Origin of the sequence: Nocardia sp. CA-290969 (assembly GCF_050936135.1) — a bacterium.
In the GTDB taxonomy this organism is placed as follows: Bacteria; Actinomycetota; Actinomycetes; order Mycobacteriales; family Mycobacteriaceae; genus Nocardia.
On the sequence record NZ_JBNJNJ010000001.1, the window covers coordinates 4,384,163 to 4,403,597 of the forward strand.

Consider the following 19,435-nt stretch of genomic DNA (forward strand, 5'->3'; position numbering starts at 1 on the left):
CCTATCCCGTCCTCGGCCCGGCCACTGCCGATAAGCACCGAACCCACGCAAGCAACCCAGCCGAGCCCCACGACACCTGGGGCGAACTCCCGCAGTCCGCCGAAGCAGCTGAACTGGTCGTCCCGCTCTGCGGAGTCGTAGCTCAGGCACAGATCGGCGAGGGACATGCCTCACCCGTTGGCACTGACGGTCGGTCCGGACGAATCGGCCAGGTCAGAGCGGTAAGTCGTGCATCAGCACGTCGAACCGGGGGGCATCCTCCCAGCTCGGGCGCAGCCAACCGACCCGGTACCAGCCCCATTTCCGATACCGGGCGTAGGCGCGCTCGTTGTCCGGCTCCACCAGTAAGGTCGCGCGCTGCTCGGACCGGCCGCGCAACAGCTCGTCGTGGAGTGCGCGGGCGAGGCCGCGGCCGGTGTGTTCGGCGCACACCATGATCTCCGATAGAGCGAATGTCCGGTCGCCGGTTTCGGCGGTGAACTCCTCGTGGTCGCCGTCATCGAGTCGAAGGCCGTTCCACCACGCCGCGCCCGGCGGCAACGGCCACCCCCACGACTGCCCGGCCGGGACACCATCGACGTATGCCACCACCAGTTCGAAAGTCCGGTCCCTAGCGGGGTCGGTGTAGGCGTCGAACCGGCGCATGAACTCGGCCGGTGAATCGAACGGGTCCCCGGAGGCTATGGCATCCGTATACGACCTGCGGTAGATGTCCTCTACGGTGCGGCGGAGGTCGCGGGCTTGAGCGGCGGTGAAGTGCTCGAAAGTCATGTTGTGCTCGCTTTCTGCTGCATGCTCGCGGCCAACGCGTCGAACCGGTATCGGAACTCCTCCCCGGCCGTCGAGTCCGTAACGGACCGTATCCTTTTCAGCACCCGCAAGGTGCGTGGACTGGCGATCGCTTCGAGCTGATCCAACACCGGCGTGCCCAACTCGATCGCGGTCCGGATGTCGCCGAATTGGGCGTGTGTGGCGGCGGCCCACGCCTGCGTGTGTGCGGTGTTTCGACTTCCGGCTTCTTCTCGTATCGCGGTGTCGAAGCATTCCAGGGCGCGCACACTATCCCCGACGTCCCGCCAGCCACGTGCCTCATGTCCACGTATCTCCGAGAACGTGACAAACCGCAACCACTGCGGGCATCGGTCCACCGGCTCGAGTTCCTGCGCGTACTCGACCTCCCTCCACGCGGTCGCTATCGCCCTGCCGAACCCCTCCCGGTCACCGAGCAGGCTGCGGGCCTGTGCCTCGCGCGCGGCGATCAACGCATGGATACGCCCGGGCGGCTGTCCCCGCACCAACGTCCGGGCCCGGTCGATCAGCTTCAGCGCATGGTGTGGGCTGCCCTCGCCCGAACGGGACACGGCAATCGATTGATTCGCCGAGTACAAGCAGACGCAGGCAATCAGATCCTCATCGCCTGCTTCGGTCGCCAATGCCAGCGCGTCGGTGAAACAGCGCCGCGCCAGCGGATGCATCCACGAGTCGTAGGCCAACCACCCGGCCTGCACCGCGAGATGCCCGGTCGCGGAAGCGAACGCCGCGCCGGTCGACCCGTCGTAGGAGCCGGTATCGAGCGTGCGCTTCGCACGGGCCAACTGCTTCACCGCAAGCCCGACCAGCGCGCCACTGCCGGAAACCTGATCCTGCGCCTCCAACCGATTCACGCCGTCCAGCAGGCGCCGCACATCAGCCATACCGATGTGCTCACCGAACTTCCACCCTGTTATCGCGGCGGCGCCGGCCGCGGCCGCAAACTGCCCGAATTCACGACGCCTCACGTCTGTATCTACTTCCCGCGCATCCAGCCCGAGGTTGCTCGGCTGGCCCACTACCTCACCGCCGCGAGGAACCAGGTCAGCTACAGCCGCTATCTCGGTGTCGAACCGGGCGCGTTGTTCGGAATTCAGCTCACGCAACATCGTGTCCAGCGCTTCCGCCGAACGCCCCCGCACCGGCTTGTCCCATGTTGCCCGATGCCATTTCTTGATCGTCGGGAGCACATACCCGGCGCGCTCGGCGAATTCCTCCTGCGTTTCGCGGAGCGCGGCCAGGCGGAGCGCCCGGACTTCCGTGCCCGTCCATCTGCTGACAGTCATCCCACCCCCTCAGAACGTAACCGACCTGCTGGTTGTCCGAAGCATATTCCCTCCGTGGACTTTTCGAGGCTCCTCGAGCAACCCGACGTGGGCAACGCTGAGAACCGGCCCCGGCGCCGGGTGGGCAGGGGAATGAACGGACAACCGGTACCGCACCTCACCGAGCCGCAATACCCCGGCGCCGGGTGCTCCTCAACGGAATCCACCAGGAGAACGATGCACAGCGAGCACAGTGCGAGAACCCGGTCCGGGCAATCCCTGCCGAAGCGTACGACCAACCAGGAACTCACCGTGACGATTCGACCGCGGGCTGAGAGCGAATGCTGCGACCGGTCAACGATCGAACGGTGTCTCGAAGGGTTGCGCGCGCTCGGGACACCGACCGCACAGCCCACCGTACAAGCCGAGATAGACGGTGTGATCGCCCGCTGGCGTGCCGCACGGACGAGCGAGGCGCGGCATGCCGATTGACCACACGGGGTCCACCGGATCGGCCGGGAAACGAAGGGCGATCATCATCGGAAAATACGAAACCGATGCGCCCGGACTGGACGAACTCATCACCCGCCACCGCCTGGAGGTGGTGTTCACGGTCTACGCGCCCTCGGCGCCGAAGCCGGCCGCACTGGTCACCGTCCAGCACATCCTCGAACACGACGCCGACGTAGTGATCATCCAGCACCTCACCGCCGCCGAAATCCGGGCCGAGGAACTGTGGCGAGCGGTGGCAGGGCTCGCCGATATCGTCACGTCCGACGGCACCTGGCTGCGGTCATGAAGCATCGGCACGCCGAGAGCCGCACCCGGCTGCCGCAGCCGAGCACGGATCGGGCGATCTCTCGATTGTTGTGGACCACGAGTGATTCAGGTTTCTCGTAGCCACTGGCCGAGGGCTGTGAAGTCACTTTCGCCAAGGCCATGGTCGGGCTCGACGTGCCGCAGGAACGCGCGGCCGGGATGGTGTGCGCGGACCCAGTTGCGATCGGAGTCGGTGATCTCGTCGTCGATCCATGCGAACGGCCGGCCGGCCGCCCAGTCCACCAGGGTCCGGGTTTTCCAGCACAGGCCGAACCATCGGTCCTCATGCTCGTGTTCGGGGGACGGATCGGGCCAGTGGACGACCGGTAGCCGGGGCAGCCCGATTCGGGGCGCGATTTCGGTGTTCGCATCGTCTTCCCAGGTGGTGGCCCAGACCATCTCATATGGCAGCGCAGCCAGGTGTCGACCCAGTTCGGGATCGAGCCGCCGCAGGTGCGAGTCCCCCACCGCGTCCGGCGGTTCGTGTCGAGAGCCCGCACCGAACGGAAGAAGGGGCCCATCGACATCGAGGAACAGCAGCGGGAGTTGGGGGCCCGCAAAGACCCTCATAGACGGGTGGGACCAGCGGTCCCGGGTAGGTCGAGCGATCTCGAGGCTCCTGGCGTCAGTCCGAGAGATTCTGCGGTCCGCTCCAGTGCGGCTCGATACTCGGCCGCATCCACGGTGCGTGAGTTGTTGCTCGGGACCGCGTTGGCCAAGGTCGCGCGCCAGGTGCCGCTCATGTGTCCAGGAAACCACTGATCGAGCAGGTCGAGCATGATCGGCACGGCGGTGGATGCTCCTGGGGATGCGCCCAAAAGTCCGCCGATTGTGCGGGTGCCGCCGACTACAAGTTCTGTACCTTGTTGGAGTACGCCGATCCGCCGCCGGTGTGGCGTGACCAGTTGTGCTCGCTGACCAGCCGGGACGAATTCCCAGTCGGATCGCTTTGCTTCGGGATAGAAGTGTTGCAGTTGCGAGAACTTGGCCCGAGGTCGCGCGAGTAGTTCGCCGATCAGATAAACGATCAGCGCGACATTCTGGAGCATCGCGGCGACGATGACGTGGAGGTTGTTCCAGCGGAGTGTGGTGAAGACATCGCTGAGGCGTCCGTGTTTCAGGAGCTTGGTACTGAAGGTGGCGAACGGGCCGAACATCAGGTATTCGTTGCCGTCGACAATCCGCTTGTCCATGTGTGGCACCGACATGGGCGGTGCCCCGACGCGGGCTTGGCTGTAGGCCTTCACATTGTGCTGAGCGACAACGCCGGGGACTGAGCATCGAAAGAACGCTGCACCCACGGGAAGAACTGCGTAGCCGCGCACCTCGGGGAGCCGCGCTGTTTGCAGGAGCCGCAGGGCGTGGCCGCCCGCGCCCACGAAGACTCGTCCGGCGCTGACCTCGAACTTGCCGGAGGGAGCCCGCCCACTCACAACCCAGCGCCCCACGGGGTCACGATCGATCGCGCGGACATCGTGACCGAGCATGACGCTGCCGCCTTCGGACTCGATGATCTTTGCCAGCCCACGGGTCAATGCGCCGAAATCCACGTCGGTGCCGTCCTCGATTCGGGTAGCGGCGACGGGCTCGTCCGAGATGCGGCCCTGCATCAGGAGTGGCGCCCACTGCTCGATGACCGCCGGGTCCTCGGTGAACTCCATTCCCTCGAAGGTTGTGGTCGCCGACATGGTCGTGAAGCGTTCGCGCAGGTAGGCGATGTCACGCTGACCGAACACAATGTCCATGTGCGGGGTGTGGTGAATGAAGGTGGCCGGGTCCAGCAGCTTCTTGTCGGCAAGGTATGACCACCACTCGCGAGTCAGCAGGAACTGTCGCGCGATCGACTCGGGCTTGTCGGCGTTGGCCGGATCCGGCATGTAATTCAACTCGCAGAAGCCGCTGTGCCCGGTACCTGCGTTGTTCCACGGGCCACTGCTTTCGGTGGCAAGTGCGTCGGCCTTCTCCAAGAGGACAACCCGCAGGTCTGGTTCGAGTACCGCGAGCATCGATCCCAAGGTCGCCGACATGATGCCGCCCCCGATGAGTACGACGTCGACCTCGATGTGCTGGATGCGGCTGCTGGTTTTCATTACGCCTCCTGGACTGCGCGGACTCACCGATATGAACTCGCAGATCCAGCCTCCACCGACAGATTCATTCCGTCCAATGAATGATTCGATAGATACAATCCGCAGATGGATCAGTGGTCCGAACACTTCGCTCCGCAGTTGGCCGCGCTCGACACGCTCGCCGAGCACGACGGTCACATGACGCGAGCCGCTGAGGCTCTCGGCATTCCCCAATCGTCGATGAGCCGCCGAATTCGCGCGTTGGAGAAGTCACTCGGCATCCCGCTACTGATTCAAGACGGCCGTCTGGTGCGACTGACGCCGGCTGCCGCAGAACTCGCTCGTCAGCTGCGCGGGCCGCTCAGACAGGTCGATTCGACCATCGAGGCGATTGCGAGTGATGCCGACCCCGAGCGGGGTATCGTGCGGTTCGGATTCCCGCTGACCATGGGCTCTGGTCCAGTACCCGACCTGCTCGCCGAGTTTCGCCGCCGCCATCAAGGCATTCGGGTCGTCCTCAAGCAAGCGCACGGTGCCGAGCTCGCTTCCGACCTGGTGGCCGGCCGCCTGGATCTGGCGATCACCATTCCGGCTCCGGATCGACTACCTCACCGGCTGATCGGCACGCAGCGAATTTTCGCGGTTCTTCCCGAAACCTGTGCGCTCGCCAGCCGAAGCGCCATAGCTATCGAAGAACTCGCCGGGGAGACCTTCATCGCCAACCCCGTCACCTACAACCTGCGCATACTGACCGAGAGCTGGTGCAATACGGCCGGGTTCACTCCGCGAATCAGCATGGAGGTCACCGAGTTCGCAACCATCCGGGAACTGATCTGCCGAGGACTCGGCATCGGCCTGCTGCCCCACGACGAGCACACCCCGCAGGGCGCCGTCGAAGTCCCACTCAGTGGCGCGGCGTATGAACGGCCCATCGCGCTTTCATGGGGCGCTGCCGTCGAAGCCCCGGCCACGCGACGACTGTCGTCGTTCGTCATCGAACGATGGACCGAACCGACCTGATTATTACCGGCGGCATCGGGCGGTCATGCGGCGGTGGCTGCTCACATTTGACGGAGATGCCACGGTCAGACCGCGCTCCGGCGCGGACGAGAGGACGGATCGGGAGAGGTGGCCGCAGGGGGTCAGCGGTGGAACTGCTGGGCGGGGTGCGGCATGCCGTAGGCGGGTGGCGGGGTGGGACGCCTGGTTACCGCGAGGACGATTCCGCTGACGGTGGCGGCGAGCAGGGCCGCGAGCAGGAACGGGAGGGCGACCGCGTAGGCCAGCCGGAAGCTGAGTGCTTCCGAGACCACCTGATTGACCAGGGGTGCGATCACCAGGGCGAGGGCGCTGATGGCCGCCACCGCGATCGCGGCGATTCGCCGGCTACCGTCGAACGGGCGCAACAGTGCGGCGATCGTCCCAAGGGCCGCGCCGGCGCCGAGACCGCCGAGCACGCGGCCGATGAGCAAGGTGGCGGGGCCGCCGCCGAACGCGACGATCAGCACGCCGAGGAACATGACGCCGATCGACGGCAGGATCACTGCGGTCAGGGAGCGGGGTGCGAGAGCGACGCCGAGGGGGAAGGCCGATGCCGCTGCGACAACGTAGGCGACCACGCCGGTCAGCAGGAAACCCGCGTTCGACAAGCCGAGCTCGACCTGTAGATGCGAAACCCCGTCGAGCCGGTAGACCCCGGTCACCAGCGAGAGGCCCACAATCGTTGCGAGAGCGGGGCCGATCAGCGCCCACACGGGGTAATTTCCGGACGAGAGTTGCGGATTGCGCGCAGGCGGTAGAGCGGCCATGCACACACCCTATGCTGGCCTCCCCATGCACGCCGCCTGAATGCCGAACCCCGCGCCGCCGCAGGCGGCGCCAAAAAAACAGCATGCTACGAGGAGATGAATTCACCGGCGCGGGGGTGTGATATTGGTTGAACAGCGCTTTTGGGCAGGTCGCGGGCGAATTACCGTAGCCGCATGCACATCCTGTTCGTCTGCAATGGCAATGTGTGCCGTTCGGTTATCGCCGAGCGGCTCACCCGTTCCATCGCGGTCGAATACCGGTTGACCGGGATCACCGCCGAAAGCGCCGGAACCCGGGCCCTGGTGGGGTTTCCGGTGGAACCGCGGGCTGCCGAGGCAATCACCGGACTGGGCGGGGATCCGAGTAACTTCCGGGCCCGCAAACTCAGGAACGAGCATATCGATCGCGCGGATCTGATCCTCACCATGACTGAGAACATCCGGGACGAGGTCGCCGAGATGGGGGCCGCGGGGTCGCGGACGTTCACGTTGCCGGAGGCGTATCGGATCGCGCGGGTCACCGGGGCGCGCACCGTGGCCGATCTGCATCGCAGCCGCCACAATCTGTCGCGGGTGGGGCGGGAGAACATCGCCGACCCGGTGGGGCTTTCCGCGAAGGCGTACTGCGAGGTCGGGGACAAGATCGCCGATGCGCTGGTGCCGTTGCTGGTGGCGCTCGCCCCGGCCGCGCTCCCGGCCGACCGGAATTGGGGGCGGCCGCCGCTGGTGGTGCAGCCGGCCCCCGCAGCGGCGCGGCTTTCCCCGCTCGTCGCCGCCCAGCACAACGGCTGGTACGCGTGAACCGATCCGCCGGATGAGCGCCCGGCGGGCGGTCGATACCGGATGGTGACGCGCGGGCCTGACTTTCCCCGCCGCGCGCACTACACTCGCGGACCGGAACACCGATCCGAGAATCACTCCCGTTGCAGGTTCGACACACGACAGGAATCAGGCATGCCGAAACGCATTTCGGATGTTTCGCTTCATGTTTATGTGACACCGGAAACGCTGGAACAACTGGTCGAATCCGTACGCACGGAATTGGCCGACCATCTCGACGACGGTGAGGTCTGCGCGTGGCGTTTCACGCTGCCGGTCGCCGAGGACGATTCCCGGCACCGGGAATTCGACAGTCGCTGGCGCGCCGGGAATCCCGGCGTGGAACCGTCCGGGCATGCGACGTTCGAGATCGCGCTGAGCCTGGTGGGTGATCCGGCCGAACTGACCGACGGCTATATCGGTGCCCTCGAGGATCGGCTGCGGGGCCTGGACGCGCTCGGCACCGGTGCGCCGTTCACGCTCAGCGCCGAACAGCGCACCGATGTCGATCTCGAACCGCTCCTGGCCGACCGCGTCTGAACCGGTGCCGGGGCTCGGCGATCCGCTCCGAGCCCACAACCGGCCACTGCGCGCGGTGCGGCGATCGACTGCGCCCCGCACCGGCGTGGGATCAGCGCCGCGCGGGGAAATGCCGGATAACGCCTTCCTGCACGGTGGTGGCCAGCAGGTCGCCCGAGCGGGAGTAGAAACGCCCTGTCGCCAACCCGCGTGTCCCCGCGGCCACGGGCGATTCCGTGGCGTACAGCGCCCATTCGTCGAAGCGGAACGGGCGGTGGAACCAGATGGAATGGTTCACCGTGGCGGCGACGATCCGGTCCAGGCCCCAGGACAATCCGTGCGTGGTGATGATCGAATCCAGCACCGTGGTGTCGGACGAGTAGCTCAGCGCGGCCACGTGGATCAGCGGATCGTCGGGCAGGGTGCCGTCGGCGCGCATCCACACCCGGTTGTGGTTGAGCTTCTCGCCGGTGCCCTTGAGGATCCACGCCGGATCGTTGGTGTAGCGCATATCGATCGGGTGCGGAGCGTTGACGAACATCTCCAGCTTGTCCTCGAACCCCGCGAAGCTCTCCTGGATCCGCGGCAACGTCTCCGGGTCGGGCACCTCGGGGCGTTCGTGCGCATGTTCCAGGCCGCCTCTGCCCCACTCCTGGAAGGAGGCCAGCATGACGAACAGTTCCTGGCCGTCCTGCGTGGCGGTGACGGTGCGGTTGGCGAACGCCCGGCCGTCGCGATGGCGTTCGACGTGGAATTCGATCGGTTTCTTCACATCGCCGCCGCGCACGAAATGGGCGTTGAGCGCGTGGATCGGCCGGCTCCCGGCGGTACGGCCGGCGGCCATCACCGCCTGGGAGACGAGCTGACCGCCGAACGTCCGGCTGGCGACCTTCTCCGGATGGTGTCCGAGGAAAACGTCCTCGGCCACTTCCTCGAGGTCCAGCAGTTCCAGCAGGATATCGAGATCGCCGTGCCGGCCGGGGGCGGTCTCGTCCACCGGCGCGCTCACCGGCAGGCTCCGTTCGGATTCATTCAGTGGTCCTCCTCGCCGATACGGTGCACGTGGATCAGGTTCGTGGACCCGACGGTACCGGGCGGCGAGCCCGCCACGATCACCACGAGGTCGCCCTTGCGGTAGCGGTTCATGCTGAGCAGCGCCTGATCGACCTGCTTGATCATCGCATCGGTGCTGTCCACGGTGGGCACGATGAAGGTTTCGGTGCCCCAGGTGAGCGCCAGCTGGCTGCGCACTTCCGGCAGGGGGGTGAACGCCAGCAGCGGTAGCGGGGTGTGCAGGCGGGCCAGCCGGCGCACCGTATCGCCGGACTGGGTGAACGCCACCAGCGCCTTGGCGTTGAGCCGCTCCCCGATATCGCGGGCGGCGTAGGAGATGACGCCACGTTTGGTGCGCGGGGTGTGGGTCAGCGGCGGCACGCTGGTGGATTCGGTTTCCACGGCATGCACGATGCGGGCCATGGTGCGCACGGTTTCGATCGGGTATTTGCCGACCGAGGTCTCCCCGGACAGCATCACGGCGTCGGCGCCGTCGAGCACCGCGTTGGCCACATCGGAGGCCTCGGCCCGGGTGGGGCGCGAGTTCTCGATCATCGATTCGAGCATCTGGGTCGCGACGATCACCGGTTTCGCGTTCTCCCGCGCCATCTGGATGGCACGTTTCTGCACGATCGGCACCTGCTCGAGCGGCAGTTCCACGCCGAGGTCGCCGCGGGCCACCATGACCGCGTCGAACGCCAGCACCACGGCCTCGAGGTTGTCGATCGCCTCCGGCTTCTCCAGCTTGCCGATCACCGGTACCCGGCGCCCGACCCGGTCCATCACGTCGTGGACCAATTCGATATCGGAGGGGGACCGCACGAACGAGAGCGCGATGAAATCCACGCCCAGGTTCAGGGCGAATTCCAGATCCTCGATGTCCTTTTCGGAGAGGGCGGGCACCGAGACGTCCATGCCCGGCAGCGAAACACCCTTGTTGTTGCTGACCGGGCCGCCCTCGGTCACCTCGCACACCACGTCGTTGCCTTCGACGCGGATCACTTCCAGCCCGACCTTGCCGTCGTCGACGAGCAGGCGGTCACCGGATTTGGCGTCGGCGGCGAGCTGTTTGTAGGTGGTGGATACCCGGTCGTGATCGCCGACGATATCGTCCACGGTGATGCGGACGACCTCACCGGTCGCCCAGATGGTCCGCTCCTCGGCGAAACGGCCCAGCCGGATCTTGGGTCCTTGCAGGTCGGCCAGGATGCCGACGGCGCGGCCGGCGTCCTCACACGCCTGCCGCACCTTCTTGTAGTTTTCGGCGTGGTCGGCATGTTCGCCGTGACTGAAATTCAGCCGGGCGACATCCATACCACTGTCGACGAGCTCTCGAATACGTTCCTCGGTGGCAGTGGCCGGGCCGAGGGTGCACACAATCTTCGTCCGTCGCATCACGAGTCGAGCCTAATCCTGCCGCCTTGTCGCGTCCCGCCCGGCCCGCTGGCCGGGCCGGACCGCCGAACTTCGGGTGAACGGCGGCCCAACGCCGCCCACCCCAGGATGAACCACCGGTTCGACGGGCTTGTTACGCGCGGCGAAATTTCCGGAATCCGCTTGAACGAACCGCCGGAAACGACGAATGCGGGCCCACCGAAGCGGACCCGCATGTCGTTTCACGACGGTGCGGCTCAGTCCCGCAGGGGACGGCCGTAGGAGTCGGTCACCTTGCCGGTGAGCATCATGATGCCGTCGATGAGACCCCAGATCGTCCCCGCGATACCGCAGGTGAAGATGGTGGCCGCGATCTGGCCGACGGCGATACCGGTGTCACCGATGTAGAACCGGCCGACACCGAACCCGCCGAGGAAGATCTGCAACAGCCCCGCCACCAGCTTCTGCTTGTCCGACAGCGGCACACCGTACATATCGCGGCCGTACGGCGCCTCGGGGTCCATCGGGTTGTACCCCATGGGCGCGCCGTAGCCGGGGCCCGGCTGCCCGTAGCCGGGCGCGGCACCGTACTGCGGGTCCGGCTGCCCATAGCCCGGCGCAGCACCGTACTGCGGGTCGGGCTGCCCGGGATAGGGCTGCTGACCCGGATACGGCTGCGGCTGCGACCCGTACGGCTGCGACGGGTACGGCTGGGCCTGCGGCTGCGACGGATAGCCCGGCGCCCCGGGTGATTTGCTCAGATCCGGGCCGGTACCCGGCGGACCGTACTGCGGACCGCCTTGCTGGTACGGATCGGTCACATTCTCCTCCTTGTTTTCGGCGCCGCCTTCGGCGGCGCGGGGTTCGGGGCCCCCTTGGTCTCGTTCTTCACTCCGCCGCTCCTCCGCTTCGCTCCCCCGCTCTGTCGCTCCAGAACGAGACGGGCCCCGAACCACGGAGGTGGGCGGTTGGATTTCCTACCTGCTCAGGCCTTCTTCGTTGCACCGGCTGCGGACTGCGCATCCGCCTCGGATACAGGATCGGTTTGTGCACTCCCGGATTCGCCCGGGGTGGATTCCTGCGCGCCGGGCTTCGTGTTCGTGACGCCTTCGTCCTCAGCGGATTTCGGCGACTCGTCGGCTGCGCCGTCTTTCGCGGTCTCGTCTTTCGCGGTCTCGTCTTTCGCGGTGTCGTCCTTCGTCAGATCGACCTCGGAGTCACCGGCGTTTTCGGCGCCGGTGTCCGGAGCCGGCTTCGTGGACTCGTCGCCGGCAGATTCAGCGGTAGTGGAACCCGGTTCCGCGGCGTCCGCTGCCCGCAGGGCTCCCCACTGCCACGGCCACGGCCGCGGACCCGATCCGGGTTGCAATTGATCCGCAGTTTCCCGGCCCTTGGTCGCGAACAGGAAGTAGGCGATCGCGGCCAGGAACACCAATGCGGAAGTGAACGAGTTGATCCGGATTCCGGCGATCTGGGTGGCCTCGTCGTCCCGCATCAGTTCGACGAAGAACCGGCCGAAGCAATATCCGGCGACGTACAGGGCGAACAGCCGCCCGTGCCCGATCCGGAACCGCCGGTCGATGTACACCAGCGCCACGACCACCGCGACATTCCACACCAGCTCGTACAGGAAGGTCGGGTGGACGACGGAATGCACCTCGCCCGAGGAGACGCCGTTCATCATGTCGAGCCGGCCGGCCTCGTCGAAGCGGAGGTAGATCTCCAGCCCCCACGGCACCTCGGTTTCGCGGCCGTAGAGCTCCTGGTTGAAGTAGTTACCGAGCCGGCCGATGGCCTGGGCGAGCAGAATCGGCGGGGCGACGGCGTCACCCAGGGCGGGCAGCGGGATCTTGTAGATCCGGCAGGCGATCCAGGCACCGATCGCGCCGAGGAACACCGCGCCCCAGATACCGAGGCCGCCCTGATAGATCTTGAGCGCGTCCATCGGGCTGCCGTCGGCGCCGAAATACTTCTGCCAGTCGGTGGCGACGTGGTAGAGCCGACCGCCGATGAGCCCGAACGGTACGGCGAATACCGCGACGTCCAGAACGGCCCCGGCTTCGCCGCCGCGGGCGCGCCAGCGTTTCTCGCCCCACCAGATGGCGACGACGATGCCGAGGATGATGCACACCGCGTACGCGCGCAGCGGGAACGGCCCGAGCTCCCAGACGCCCTGCGGGGGGCTGGGTAGGTAGGCCAGCAGTTCGGTGGCGGGCGGGACGACGCCGCCTGGGGTTCCGGCGGTCGAGGCGGTCTCCGGTACGGCAAGAACGGTCACGGGGCAACCGTAGTCGAGGAGGACTCGATCGCAAGTACGGCCTCCGGCCGAGTTGGGGTGTAGGGCACCGTCGACCCGGCCGGCAAGTCCGCACCCGGTTACCCCCGGGACCTCGGGCAGCTCCGGATCCGCGACCGGCGGCACGGATCAGCTCGGGATGGAGCCCGCGATCCCGCGGATGTCGGCAGGGTGCCGGGCGGCCCAGGTCAGGCCGCGGGCCGACACACCCGCGCCACGTCGGCAGCCTGCCGAGGAGACGAAGTCAGGACGCGCCGACGGCTTGCGCGCGCGGCAGCGGGCCGCGGGGCGGACCGGGTCAGGATGCGATCGCGGCGGCCCGGACTCCGTCAGCCAGTTCCGCGGTCAGCGCACGCACCGCGTCGAGGCCCTCGGCGGCGGCCGTGACCAGGGCCGAGCCGACGATCACACCGTCGGCGTAGGCCGCGATCTCGGCGGCCTGCGCGCCGGAGCGCACCCCGAGGCCCACACCGATCGGAATATCGCTGTGGGCGCGGATCCGCGCGCACAACGCGGGCGCCATGGTGGAGACCGCGTCCCGGGCGCCGGTGACGCCCATGGTGGAGGCGGCGTAGACGAAACCGGAACTGGCGTCGAGGGTGGCCGACAGGCGCTCCTCGGTGGACGACGGCGCCACCAGGAATATGCGATCGAGATGGTGTGCGTCGGAGGCGGCGAACCAATCGCCGGCTTCCTCCGGGATCAGGTTCGGGGTGATGATGCCGGCGCCGCCGGCCGCGGCGAGGTCGCGGGAGAACCGGTCGACCCCGTACTTGAGCACCGGGTTCCAGTAGCTCATCACGACCGCCTGCGCGCCCGCCTCGGTGACGGCTTCGACCACGGAGAACACGTCACGGACCCGGACACCGCCGCGTAGCGCCTGGTCGGCGGCGGCCTGGATGGTGGGCCCGTCCATCACCGGATCGGAGTAGGCGACCCCGATTTCGACGATATCGCAACCGGATTCGACCATGGCCTGCACCACCCGGCGGGAGCCTTCCAGGTCGGGATATCCGGCCGGCAGGTAGCCGATGAGCGCCGCGCGATCGTCTGCCCGGCAGGCCGCGAAGGTGGCGCCGAGACGGGATTCGGAACTCACTGACCGTTCTCCTTGCCGGTGTCCGGATCGTCGAACAGCCCGAACCAGCGGGCGGCGGTATCCATATCCTTGTCGCCGCGACCGGACAGGTTCACCAGGATGATGGCGCCCTCGCCGAGTTCGCGGCCCAGTTCCAGCGCACCCGCGACGGCGTGCGCGGATTCGATGGCCGGGATGATGCCCTCGGTACGGCTGAGCAGTAGCAGGGCGTCCATGGCGGCGGTATCGGTAACCGGCAGGTATTCGGCCCGGCCGATATCCTTCAGGAACGCGTGCTCGGGGCCCACGCCGGGATAGTCCAGGCCGGCCGAGATGGAATGCGATTCGATGGTCTGGCCGTCCTCGTCCTGCAGCAGGTACGAGTAGGCGCCCTGGAAGGCGCCGGGCGAACCACCGGCGAAAGTCGCGGCGTGCCGGCCGGTTTCCACACCGTCACCGGCAGCTTCGTAGCCGACCAGCCGGACGGCGGGGTCGTCGATGAAGGCGTGGAAGATACCGATCGCGTTGGATCCGCCGCCCACGCAGGCGGCGACGGCATCGGGCAGCCGACCGGTCAGGCTCTGCACCTGCGCCCGGGCCTCCAGCCCGACGACCCGCTGGAAATCGCGGACCATCATCGGGAACGGATGCGGGCCGGCGGCGGTGCCGAAACAGTAGTAGGTGTCGTCGGCGTTGGTGACCCAGTCGCGCAGGGCCTCGTTGATCGCGTCCTTCAGCGTCTGCGAGCCGAGGGTCACCGAGACGACCTCGGCACCCAGGAGCCGCATCCGGGCCACGTTCAGCGCCTGCCGGGCGGTATCGACCGCACCCATGTAGACGATGCACTCCAGGCCGAGCAGGGCGCAGGCGGTGGCCGTGGCGACCCCGTGCTGCCCCGCGCCGGTTTCGGCGATGATCCGGGTCTTGCCCATCCGCTTGGCGAGCAGCGCCTGACCGAGCACGTTGTTGATCTTGTGTGAGCCGGTGTGGTTCAGGTCCTCGCGTTTGAGCAGGATGCGCGCGCCACCGGCGTGTTCGGCCAGGCCCTTGCATTCGAACACCGGCGAGGGGCGGCCGGTGTAATCGCGTTGCAGCCGATCGAGTTCGCCGAGGAAATCCGGATCCAGACGGGCCTTGTCGTATTCGGCGGTGACCTCCTCGATCACCGCCATCAGCGCCTCGGGCACATGCCGGCCACCGTAGACGCCGAAATGGCCGCCCTCGTCGGGCTCGTGCTCACTACGCTGCGCGACGCCTTTGCTGGCCGCGGGCAACGGGGTGTCGGTGGACGATCCGTGCGCCGCCATCAGCGGCCCCGCCGAGCCGGTTTGGGGCAGGAGGGATGGGTGCCGGCGGTGACCAGTTCCGATACCGCGGCGCGGGGATCACCACTGGTGACCAAGCCCTCGCCGACCAGCACCGCGTCCGCGCCGGCACCCGCGTAGGCGAGCAGATCGGCGGTACCGCGTACCCCGGATTCGGCGATCCGCACCACTTCGGTGGGTAGCCCCGGCGCGATCCGGGAGAAGCAATCCCGATCGACTTCCAGCGTCTTGAGGTTCCGGGCGTTGACGCCGATCACGCTCGCACCGGCGGTGAGCGCGCGGTCGGCCTCTTCCTCGGTGTGCACCTCGACCAGCGCGGTCATCCCGAGCGATTCGGTGCGATCGATCAGCGACGCCAGGGTGTCCTGTTCCAGGGCGGCGACGATCAGCAGGATCACATCCGCACCGTGGGCGCGCGCCTCGTGGATCTGATACGGGCCCACGACGAAATCCTTGCGCAGCACCGGAATGTTCACGGTCGCGCGGACGGCGTCCAGATCGTCCAGCGACCCGTGGAAACGCCGGCCCTCGGTGAGCACACTGATGATCCGGGCGCCCCCGTCCTCGTAGGCCTTGGCGAGGCTGGCCGGGTCGATGATCTCGGCGAGCGCCCCCTTGGAGGGGCTGGCCCGCTTCACCTCGGCGATCACGCCGATTCCGTCTTCGAGAAGTGCGGCCTTCGCATCGAGCGGCGGGGGCGCGGCGGCGGCCGCTGCCTTCACCGCGGGGAAGTCCAGCACCGCTTCCCGAGCGGCTACATCCGAGCGGACCCCGTCGAGAATCGAGTCGAGTACCGTCATCTGGCTCGAATCCTTTCTGGGGAGACACGCGAGTTACTGCCTGCAGGAATTCCCCCAGGCGCTGTCTCACCGATGCTGAACAAGAGTAAATGGCAGGCCGCGGCGCACTGACGCCGGGGGCGGGTCACCCGGTTTCGACCGGCCTGCTATGGGGTATCGGGCGAATCCGCGGGGCTCGGCCCGGGCCGGTCGCGTTCGGGAACAACACCGCTATCCCGGCCTGCAGGATCGCCGGACGGGGGCTCCGGTGCGCTGCTGCCCGCATCCTCGGCCGCCCCGGCGGATGGCCGCGGTGCCGCGCCGGGCGGGTTCTGTGACCAGGACGGGTCGGCCCGGCCGGTGCGGGACGACGGGTCGGCCGGGTCTGCCCGGTCGCCGGAGCCGACCGGGTCGGCGAGTGGTGCCGGGTCGGTCGAGCCGGCCCTGCTGGTCGAGTCAGCAGGGTCGGTGGGGTCGGCGCCGGCGTCCAGCGCGTCCCACAACACCCGTTCCGGCAGTACGTCCCCCGACTCGCGGTCCTGCACGGCACGGGTGGCCGCGGCCTTGCGGGTCGCGGGGTTGTCGTACTTGCCCGACAACTGTTTGACACCCGACGGCATGCGGGCAAGTAGTAGTCCGGCGCCGAAGGCGGCCAGCGCGCCGCACAGGGTGAGCACGGCCGGGGCGCCGGCGGTCACCAATTCCTGTACCTGGGCCCGGCCGGGGAGTTCGGCCAGGTCCGCGGCCCGTTGTTCGGTGGCGCCGGACCCGGTGAGCAGTGCCAGCGCCGGTACCGCGGTCACCGCGGCGATCAACGCGACCACCACCCCGACCAGCCGCCGGACCCAGCCCTTGGTCGCGAGCACGGCGGCGATGGCCGCCAGCAGGACCAGCGCCAGCGGGGTCAGCGCACCGAACCAGACCCCGCCGTTCAGTTCGTCGGTCCGCGGCTCGGTCAGCCCGTCCGCGGAGGTCACCGTGACCCAGGTGAGCCGGGAGGAACCCCACAGCGCCGCCGCCCCGAACGCCAGCAGAGCGATCGCGGCGACCGGATAACGCCCGCCCCGGGCAGGCGCCGGGTCGACCTCGGCCAGGTCCTGGTCGTCACCCCAGTCGAGGGGGCCGGGACGCGCAGCGCCGGTTCCGGTCGTACCGTCAGAGCTCATATCGACGGGAGCTGCCTCCCCGGTTCGCGCGGCAGCGTCGGGTCCAGCGCCTTCCGGCGCAGTTGAGCGCGAGGACCTGGCCTCGGGGTCGGGGTTACCGGCGGTGTTCGGGGGGTGGGCGTCGCCTGCCGTCATACGCCCCCTCCGGAGGAGGCGGTGACCGATTCTCGGTCCTCGTCGCCGGGCACCTCGTCGCCGAAGGCGCGCACGGTTTCGGCGGCGGCGATGGCGCGCAGCACCGCCATCGCCTTGTTGCGGGATTCGGTGTCCTCGTATTCGGCCTCGGAATCGGCCACCACACCCGCGCCCGCCTGGACGTAGGCGGTGCCGTCCTTGAGCAGCGCGGTGCGGATGGCGATCGCGGTATCGGCGTCACCGGCGAAATCCAGGTAACCGACGACCCCGCCGTACACCCCGCGCCGGGTCGGTTCGAGCTCCTCGATCAACTGCATTGCCCGGACCTTGGGGGCGCCCGAGAGCGTGCCGGCCGGGAAACAGGCGCGCACCGCGTCCAAGGCGATCTTGCCGGGGGCGAGCCGGCCGGTGACCGTGGAGACCAGGTGCATCACATGGCTGTAGCGCTCGACGTGGCGGTACTCGGTGACCCGCACCGTCCCCGGTACACACACCCGGCCCAGATCGTTGCGGCCCAGATCGACGAGCATGAGATGTTCGGCGTTCTCCTTCTCGTCGGCCAGCAGGCCCTTCTCGAGCAGCAGATCGTCTTCCTCGGTGGCACCGCGCCAGCGGGTACCCGCGATCGGATGCGTGGTCGCGACCCCGTCCTGCACGGCCACCAGCGCTTCCGGGCTGGACCCGACGATGGAGAACGCGGTCTCCCCGGCGCTGTCGGGGATGTGCAGCAGGAACATGTACGGGCTCGGGTTGGCCGCGCGCAGCATCCGGTAGAGGTCGATGGGCGTGCCGCCGTAATCCATTTCGAAACGCTGCGACAGCACCACCTGGAAGGCTTCGCCGGCCTCGATCTCGGCGACCAGGCGGCGCACCCCGGCGCCGAACTCGTCCGGCGTGCGGGCGCGGCGGTAGTCCGGTTCGGGCTGGTCGAACACCGACACCGTCGAGACCGCGGGGGCGGCCAGCGCGGCGGTCATCCGGTCCAGCCGGGCCAGCGCGTCGTCGTAGGCGGCGTCCACATTGTCGGCGGTGCCGTTCCAGTTCACGGCGTTGGCGATGAGGGTGATCGCGCCCTCGTGATGGTCGAAGGCGGCCAGATCGGTGGCCAGCAGCAGCACCATCTCCGGCAGGTGCAGATCGTCGGCGGCGTGCTCGGGCAGCCGTTCCATCCGGCGCACAGCGTCGTAGCCGAGGTAGCCGACCATGCCGCCGGTGAGCGGGGGCAGGCCGGGCAGCCGTTCGGTGCGCAGCAGCTCCAGGGTTTCGCGCAGCGCGTCCAAGGGGTCGCCGCCCGAGGGGGCGCCGGCCGGGGTGGCGCCCAGCCAGGTGGCCGCACCGTCGACGGCGGTGAGCGCCGCCGGGCTGCCCGCGCCGATGAACGACCAGCGCGACCAGGACCGGCCGTTCTCCGCGGATTCGAACAGGAAGGTCCCCGCCCGGTCACCGCCGAGCTTGCGGTAGGCCGAGAGCGGGGTCTCCGAATCGGCCAGCACCTTCCGGGTCACCGGGACGACCCGGTGTTCGGCGGCGAGTTCGCGGAATCGTTCGCGGGTGGTTGTCGCGGGAGCGCCGTGCATTCGAACCATCTTTCCAGCCGGGCACCGCCGGTACTGTTCTGGGTATGCAGATCGGCCAGCTCGCCCCGGCATTCGAACTCCCGGATCAGACCGGCGCACTCCGCTCCCTCGATTCCCTGGTGGCCGGCGGGCCACTCGTGCTGTTCTTCTACCCCGCCGCCAACACGCCGGTGTGCACGGCCGAGGCGTGTCACTTCCGGGATCTGACCGCCGAGTTCACCGCGCTCGGCGCCGGCTGCGCGGGGATCAGCGCCGATGCGGTCGACGTTCAGGCCGGGTTCGCGGGTGCGCAGCGGCTGGACTATCCACTGCTGTCGGATACCGACGGCGCCGTGGCCGAGAGCTACGGCGTCAAGCGTGGCCTGCTGGGCAAACTCATGCCCGTCAAACGACACACCTTCGTCATCGATACCGACCGCACGATACTCACCGTGATCAGCAGCGAACTGCGCGCGAATGTGCACGCAGATCGCGCGCTGGAGTTCCTGCGCGGCAGAACCACCGCGTAACGCCGGGAGTACGGCCGGGGCTGTGAATGGCCTC

Annotated in this window: 18 protein-coding genes and 1 pseudogene; 5 read left to right on the forward strand and 14 right to left on the reverse strand. The window is 68.0% G+C overall.

Annotated elements, in window-relative coordinates; genetic code table 11:
• Positions 1-213: 213 nt before the first annotated feature.
• Positions 214-771, reverse strand: coding sequence for a GNAT family N-acetyltransferase (locus ACQEVO_RS19900; protein WP_432915365.1), 558 nt, complete (start codon positions 769-771; stop codon positions 214-216).
• On the reverse strand, positions 768-1,829 hold the full coding sequence (locus ACQEVO_RS19905) for a hypothetical protein (RefSeq protein WP_432915367.1): 1,062 nt from the start codon (positions 1,827-1,829) through the stop codon (positions 768-770). Before ACQEVO_RS19905 ends, ACQEVO_RS19900 begins: the two co-directional genes overlap by 4 nt.
• A 727-nt stretch (positions 1,830-2,556) precedes the next feature.
• Between ACQEVO_RS19905 and ACQEVO_RS19910 the strand changes: the two genes are divergently transcribed.
• Entirely contained in the window at positions 2,557-2,874 is a 318-nt protein-coding gene (locus tag ACQEVO_RS19910; protein WP_432915369.1) for a hypothetical protein, read from the forward strand.
• Between the two features lie 86 nt (positions 2,875-2,960).
• Here ACQEVO_RS19910 and ACQEVO_RS19915 read toward each other — a convergent pair whose 3' ends face one another.
• Positions 2,961-3,464, reverse strand: coding sequence for an HAD domain-containing protein (locus ACQEVO_RS19915; RefSeq protein WP_432915371.1), 504 nt, complete (start codon positions 3,462-3,464; stop codon positions 2,961-2,963).
• Positions 3,461-4,984 carry a malate:quinone oxidoreductase gene (locus ACQEVO_RS19920; protein WP_432915373.1) on the reverse strand — a complete coding sequence of 508 codons (1,524 nt, stop codon included), beginning with the start codon at positions 4,982-4,984 and terminating at the stop codon, positions 3,461-3,463. Before ACQEVO_RS19920 ends, ACQEVO_RS19915 begins: the two co-directional genes overlap by 4 nt.
• Before the next feature lie 105 nt (positions 4,985-5,089).
• Here ACQEVO_RS19920 and ACQEVO_RS19925 point away from each other — a divergent pair, with 105 nt between their 5' ends.
• Positions 5,090-5,983 (forward strand): LysR family transcriptional regulator, encoded by an 894-nt coding sequence (locus tag ACQEVO_RS19925; RefSeq protein ID WP_432915375.1) that lies wholly within the window; start codon positions 5,090-5,092, stop codon positions 5,981-5,983.
• Positions 5,984-6,105: 122 nt separating this feature from the next.
• Here the strand turns inward: ACQEVO_RS19925 and ACQEVO_RS19930 are convergent, their stop codons facing one another.
• Positions 6,106-6,771, reverse strand: a complete 666-nt coding sequence (locus ACQEVO_RS19930; protein ID WP_432915377.1) for a hypothetical protein — start codon at positions 6,769-6,771, stop codon at positions 6,106-6,108.
• 174 nt (positions 6,772-6,945) lie between these two features.
• On the opposite strand from ACQEVO_RS19930, the gene ACQEVO_RS19935 reads away from it, so the two are divergent.
• Positions 6,946-7,572 (forward strand): low molecular weight phosphatase family protein, encoded by a 627-nt coding sequence (locus ACQEVO_RS19935; protein WP_432915379.1) that lies wholly within the window; start codon positions 6,946-6,948, stop codon positions 7,570-7,572.
• A gap of 153 nt (positions 7,573-7,725) precedes the next feature.
• Positions 7,726-8,130, forward strand: a complete 405-nt coding sequence (locus tag ACQEVO_RS19940) for a hypothetical protein (RefSeq protein WP_432915381.1) — start codon at positions 7,726-7,728, stop codon at positions 8,128-8,130.
• Between the two features lie 91 nt (positions 8,131-8,221).
• Here the strand turns inward: ACQEVO_RS19940 and ACQEVO_RS19945 are convergent, their stop codons facing one another.
• The 9 genes and pseudogenes from ACQEVO_RS19945 to ACQEVO_RS19985 form a co-directional block, all read right to left on the reverse strand.
• Entirely contained in the window at positions 8,222-9,118 is an 897-nt protein-coding gene (locus ACQEVO_RS19945; RefSeq protein ID WP_432915383.1) for an acyl-CoA thioesterase, read from the reverse strand.
• A gap of 23 nt (positions 9,119-9,141) precedes the next feature.
• On the reverse strand, positions 9,142-10,560 hold the full coding sequence (gene pyk / locus ACQEVO_RS19950) for a pyruvate kinase (protein WP_280397353.1): 1,419 nt from the start codon (positions 10,558-10,560) through the stop codon (positions 9,142-9,144).
• Positions 10,561-10,793: 233 nt separating this feature from the next.
• Entirely contained in the window at positions 10,794-11,357 is a 564-nt protein-coding gene (locus tag ACQEVO_RS19955; protein WP_432915385.1) for a TM2 domain-containing protein, read from the reverse strand.
• Between the two features lie 553 nt (positions 11,358-11,910).
• Positions 11,911-12,739 (reverse strand): annotated as a pseudogene (lgt, locus tag ACQEVO_RS19960) (prolipoprotein diacylglyceryl transferase); the annotation flags it as partial.
• Positions 12,740-13,130: 391 nt separating this feature from the next.
• A complete protein-coding gene (gene trpA / locus ACQEVO_RS19965) occupies positions 13,131-13,931 on the reverse strand; it encodes a tryptophan synthase subunit alpha (protein ID WP_432915387.1) in 801 nt (266 codons plus the stop codon).
• Complete coding sequence (trpB, locus tag ACQEVO_RS19970) at positions 13,928-15,217, reverse strand: tryptophan synthase subunit beta (protein ID WP_432915389.1); 1,290 nt, start codon at positions 15,215-15,217, stop codon at positions 13,928-13,930. Before trpB ends, trpA begins: the two co-directional genes overlap by 4 nt.
• Positions 15,217-16,035, reverse strand: a complete 819-nt coding sequence (gene trpC, locus ACQEVO_RS19975; RefSeq protein WP_432915391.1) for an indole-3-glycerol phosphate synthase TrpC — start codon at positions 16,033-16,035, stop codon at positions 15,217-15,219. The genes trpB and trpC overlap by 1 nt, the downstream gene beginning before the upstream one ends.
• A 146-nt stretch (positions 16,036-16,181) precedes the next feature.
• On the reverse strand, positions 16,182-17,180 hold the full coding sequence (locus ACQEVO_RS19980) for a TIGR02234 family membrane protein (RefSeq protein ID WP_432915393.1): 999 nt from the start codon (positions 17,178-17,180) through the stop codon (positions 16,182-16,184).
• 131 nt (positions 17,181-17,311) lie between these two features.
• Positions 17,312-18,901, reverse strand: a complete 1,590-nt coding sequence (locus ACQEVO_RS19985; RefSeq protein ID WP_432915395.1) for an anthranilate synthase component I — start codon at positions 18,899-18,901, stop codon at positions 17,312-17,314.
• 35 nt (positions 18,902-18,936) lie between these two features.
• On the opposite strand from ACQEVO_RS19985, the gene ACQEVO_RS19990 reads away from it, so the two are divergent.
• Entirely contained in the window at positions 18,937-19,401 is a 465-nt protein-coding gene (locus ACQEVO_RS19990; protein WP_432915397.1) for a peroxiredoxin, read from the forward strand.
• Positions 19,402-19,435 lie beyond the last annotated feature (34 nt).

Excerpts from the sequence above, each read along its gene's own strand:
- ACQEVO_RS19900 (WP_432915365.1), bottom strand. The coding sequence starts at position 771 with ATGACTTTCGAGCACTTCACCGCCGCTCAAGCCCGCGACCTCCGCCGC.
- ACQEVO_RS19910 (WP_432915369.1), top strand. The coding sequence starts at position 2,557 with ATGCCGATTGACCACACGGGGTCCACCGGATCGGCCGGGAAACGAAGG.
- ACQEVO_RS19915 (WP_432915371.1), bottom strand. The coding sequence starts at position 3,464 with ATGAGGGTCTTTGCGGGCCCCCAACTCCCGCTGCTGTTCCTCGATGTC.
- ACQEVO_RS19920 (WP_432915373.1), bottom strand. The coding sequence starts at position 4,984 with ATGAAAACCAGCAGCCGCATCCAGCACATCGAGGTCGACGTCGTACTC.
- ACQEVO_RS19925 (WP_432915375.1), top strand. The coding sequence starts at position 5,090 with ATGGATCAGTGGTCCGAACACTTCGCTCCGCAGTTGGCCGCGCTCGAC.
- ACQEVO_RS19930 (WP_432915377.1), bottom strand. The coding sequence starts at position 6,771 with ATGGCCGCTCTACCGCCTGCGCGCAATCCGCAACTCTCGTCCGGAAAT.
- ACQEVO_RS19935 (WP_432915379.1), top strand. The coding sequence starts at position 6,946 with ATGCACATCCTGTTCGTCTGCAATGGCAATGTGTGCCGTTCGGTTATC.
- ACQEVO_RS19940 (WP_432915381.1), top strand. The coding sequence starts at position 7,726 with ATGCCGAAACGCATTTCGGATGTTTCGCTTCATGTTTATGTGACACCG.
- trpB (WP_432915389.1), bottom strand. The coding sequence starts at position 15,217 with ATGGCGGCGCACGGATCGTCCACCGACACCCCGTTGCCCGCGGCCAGC.
- trpC (WP_432915391.1), bottom strand. The coding sequence starts at position 16,035 with ATGACGGTACTCGACTCGATTCTCGACGGGGTCCGCTCGGATGTAGCC.
- ACQEVO_RS19980 (WP_432915393.1), bottom strand. The coding sequence starts at position 17,180 with ATGAGCTCTGACGGTACGACCGGAACCGGCGCTGCGCGTCCCGGCCCC.
- ACQEVO_RS19985 (WP_432915395.1), bottom strand. The coding sequence starts at position 18,901 with ATGGTTCGAATGCACGGCGCTCCCGCGACAACCACCCGCGAACGATTC.
- ACQEVO_RS19990 (WP_432915397.1), top strand. The coding sequence starts at position 18,937 with ATGCAGATCGGCCAGCTCGCCCCGGCATTCGAACTCCCGGATCAGACC.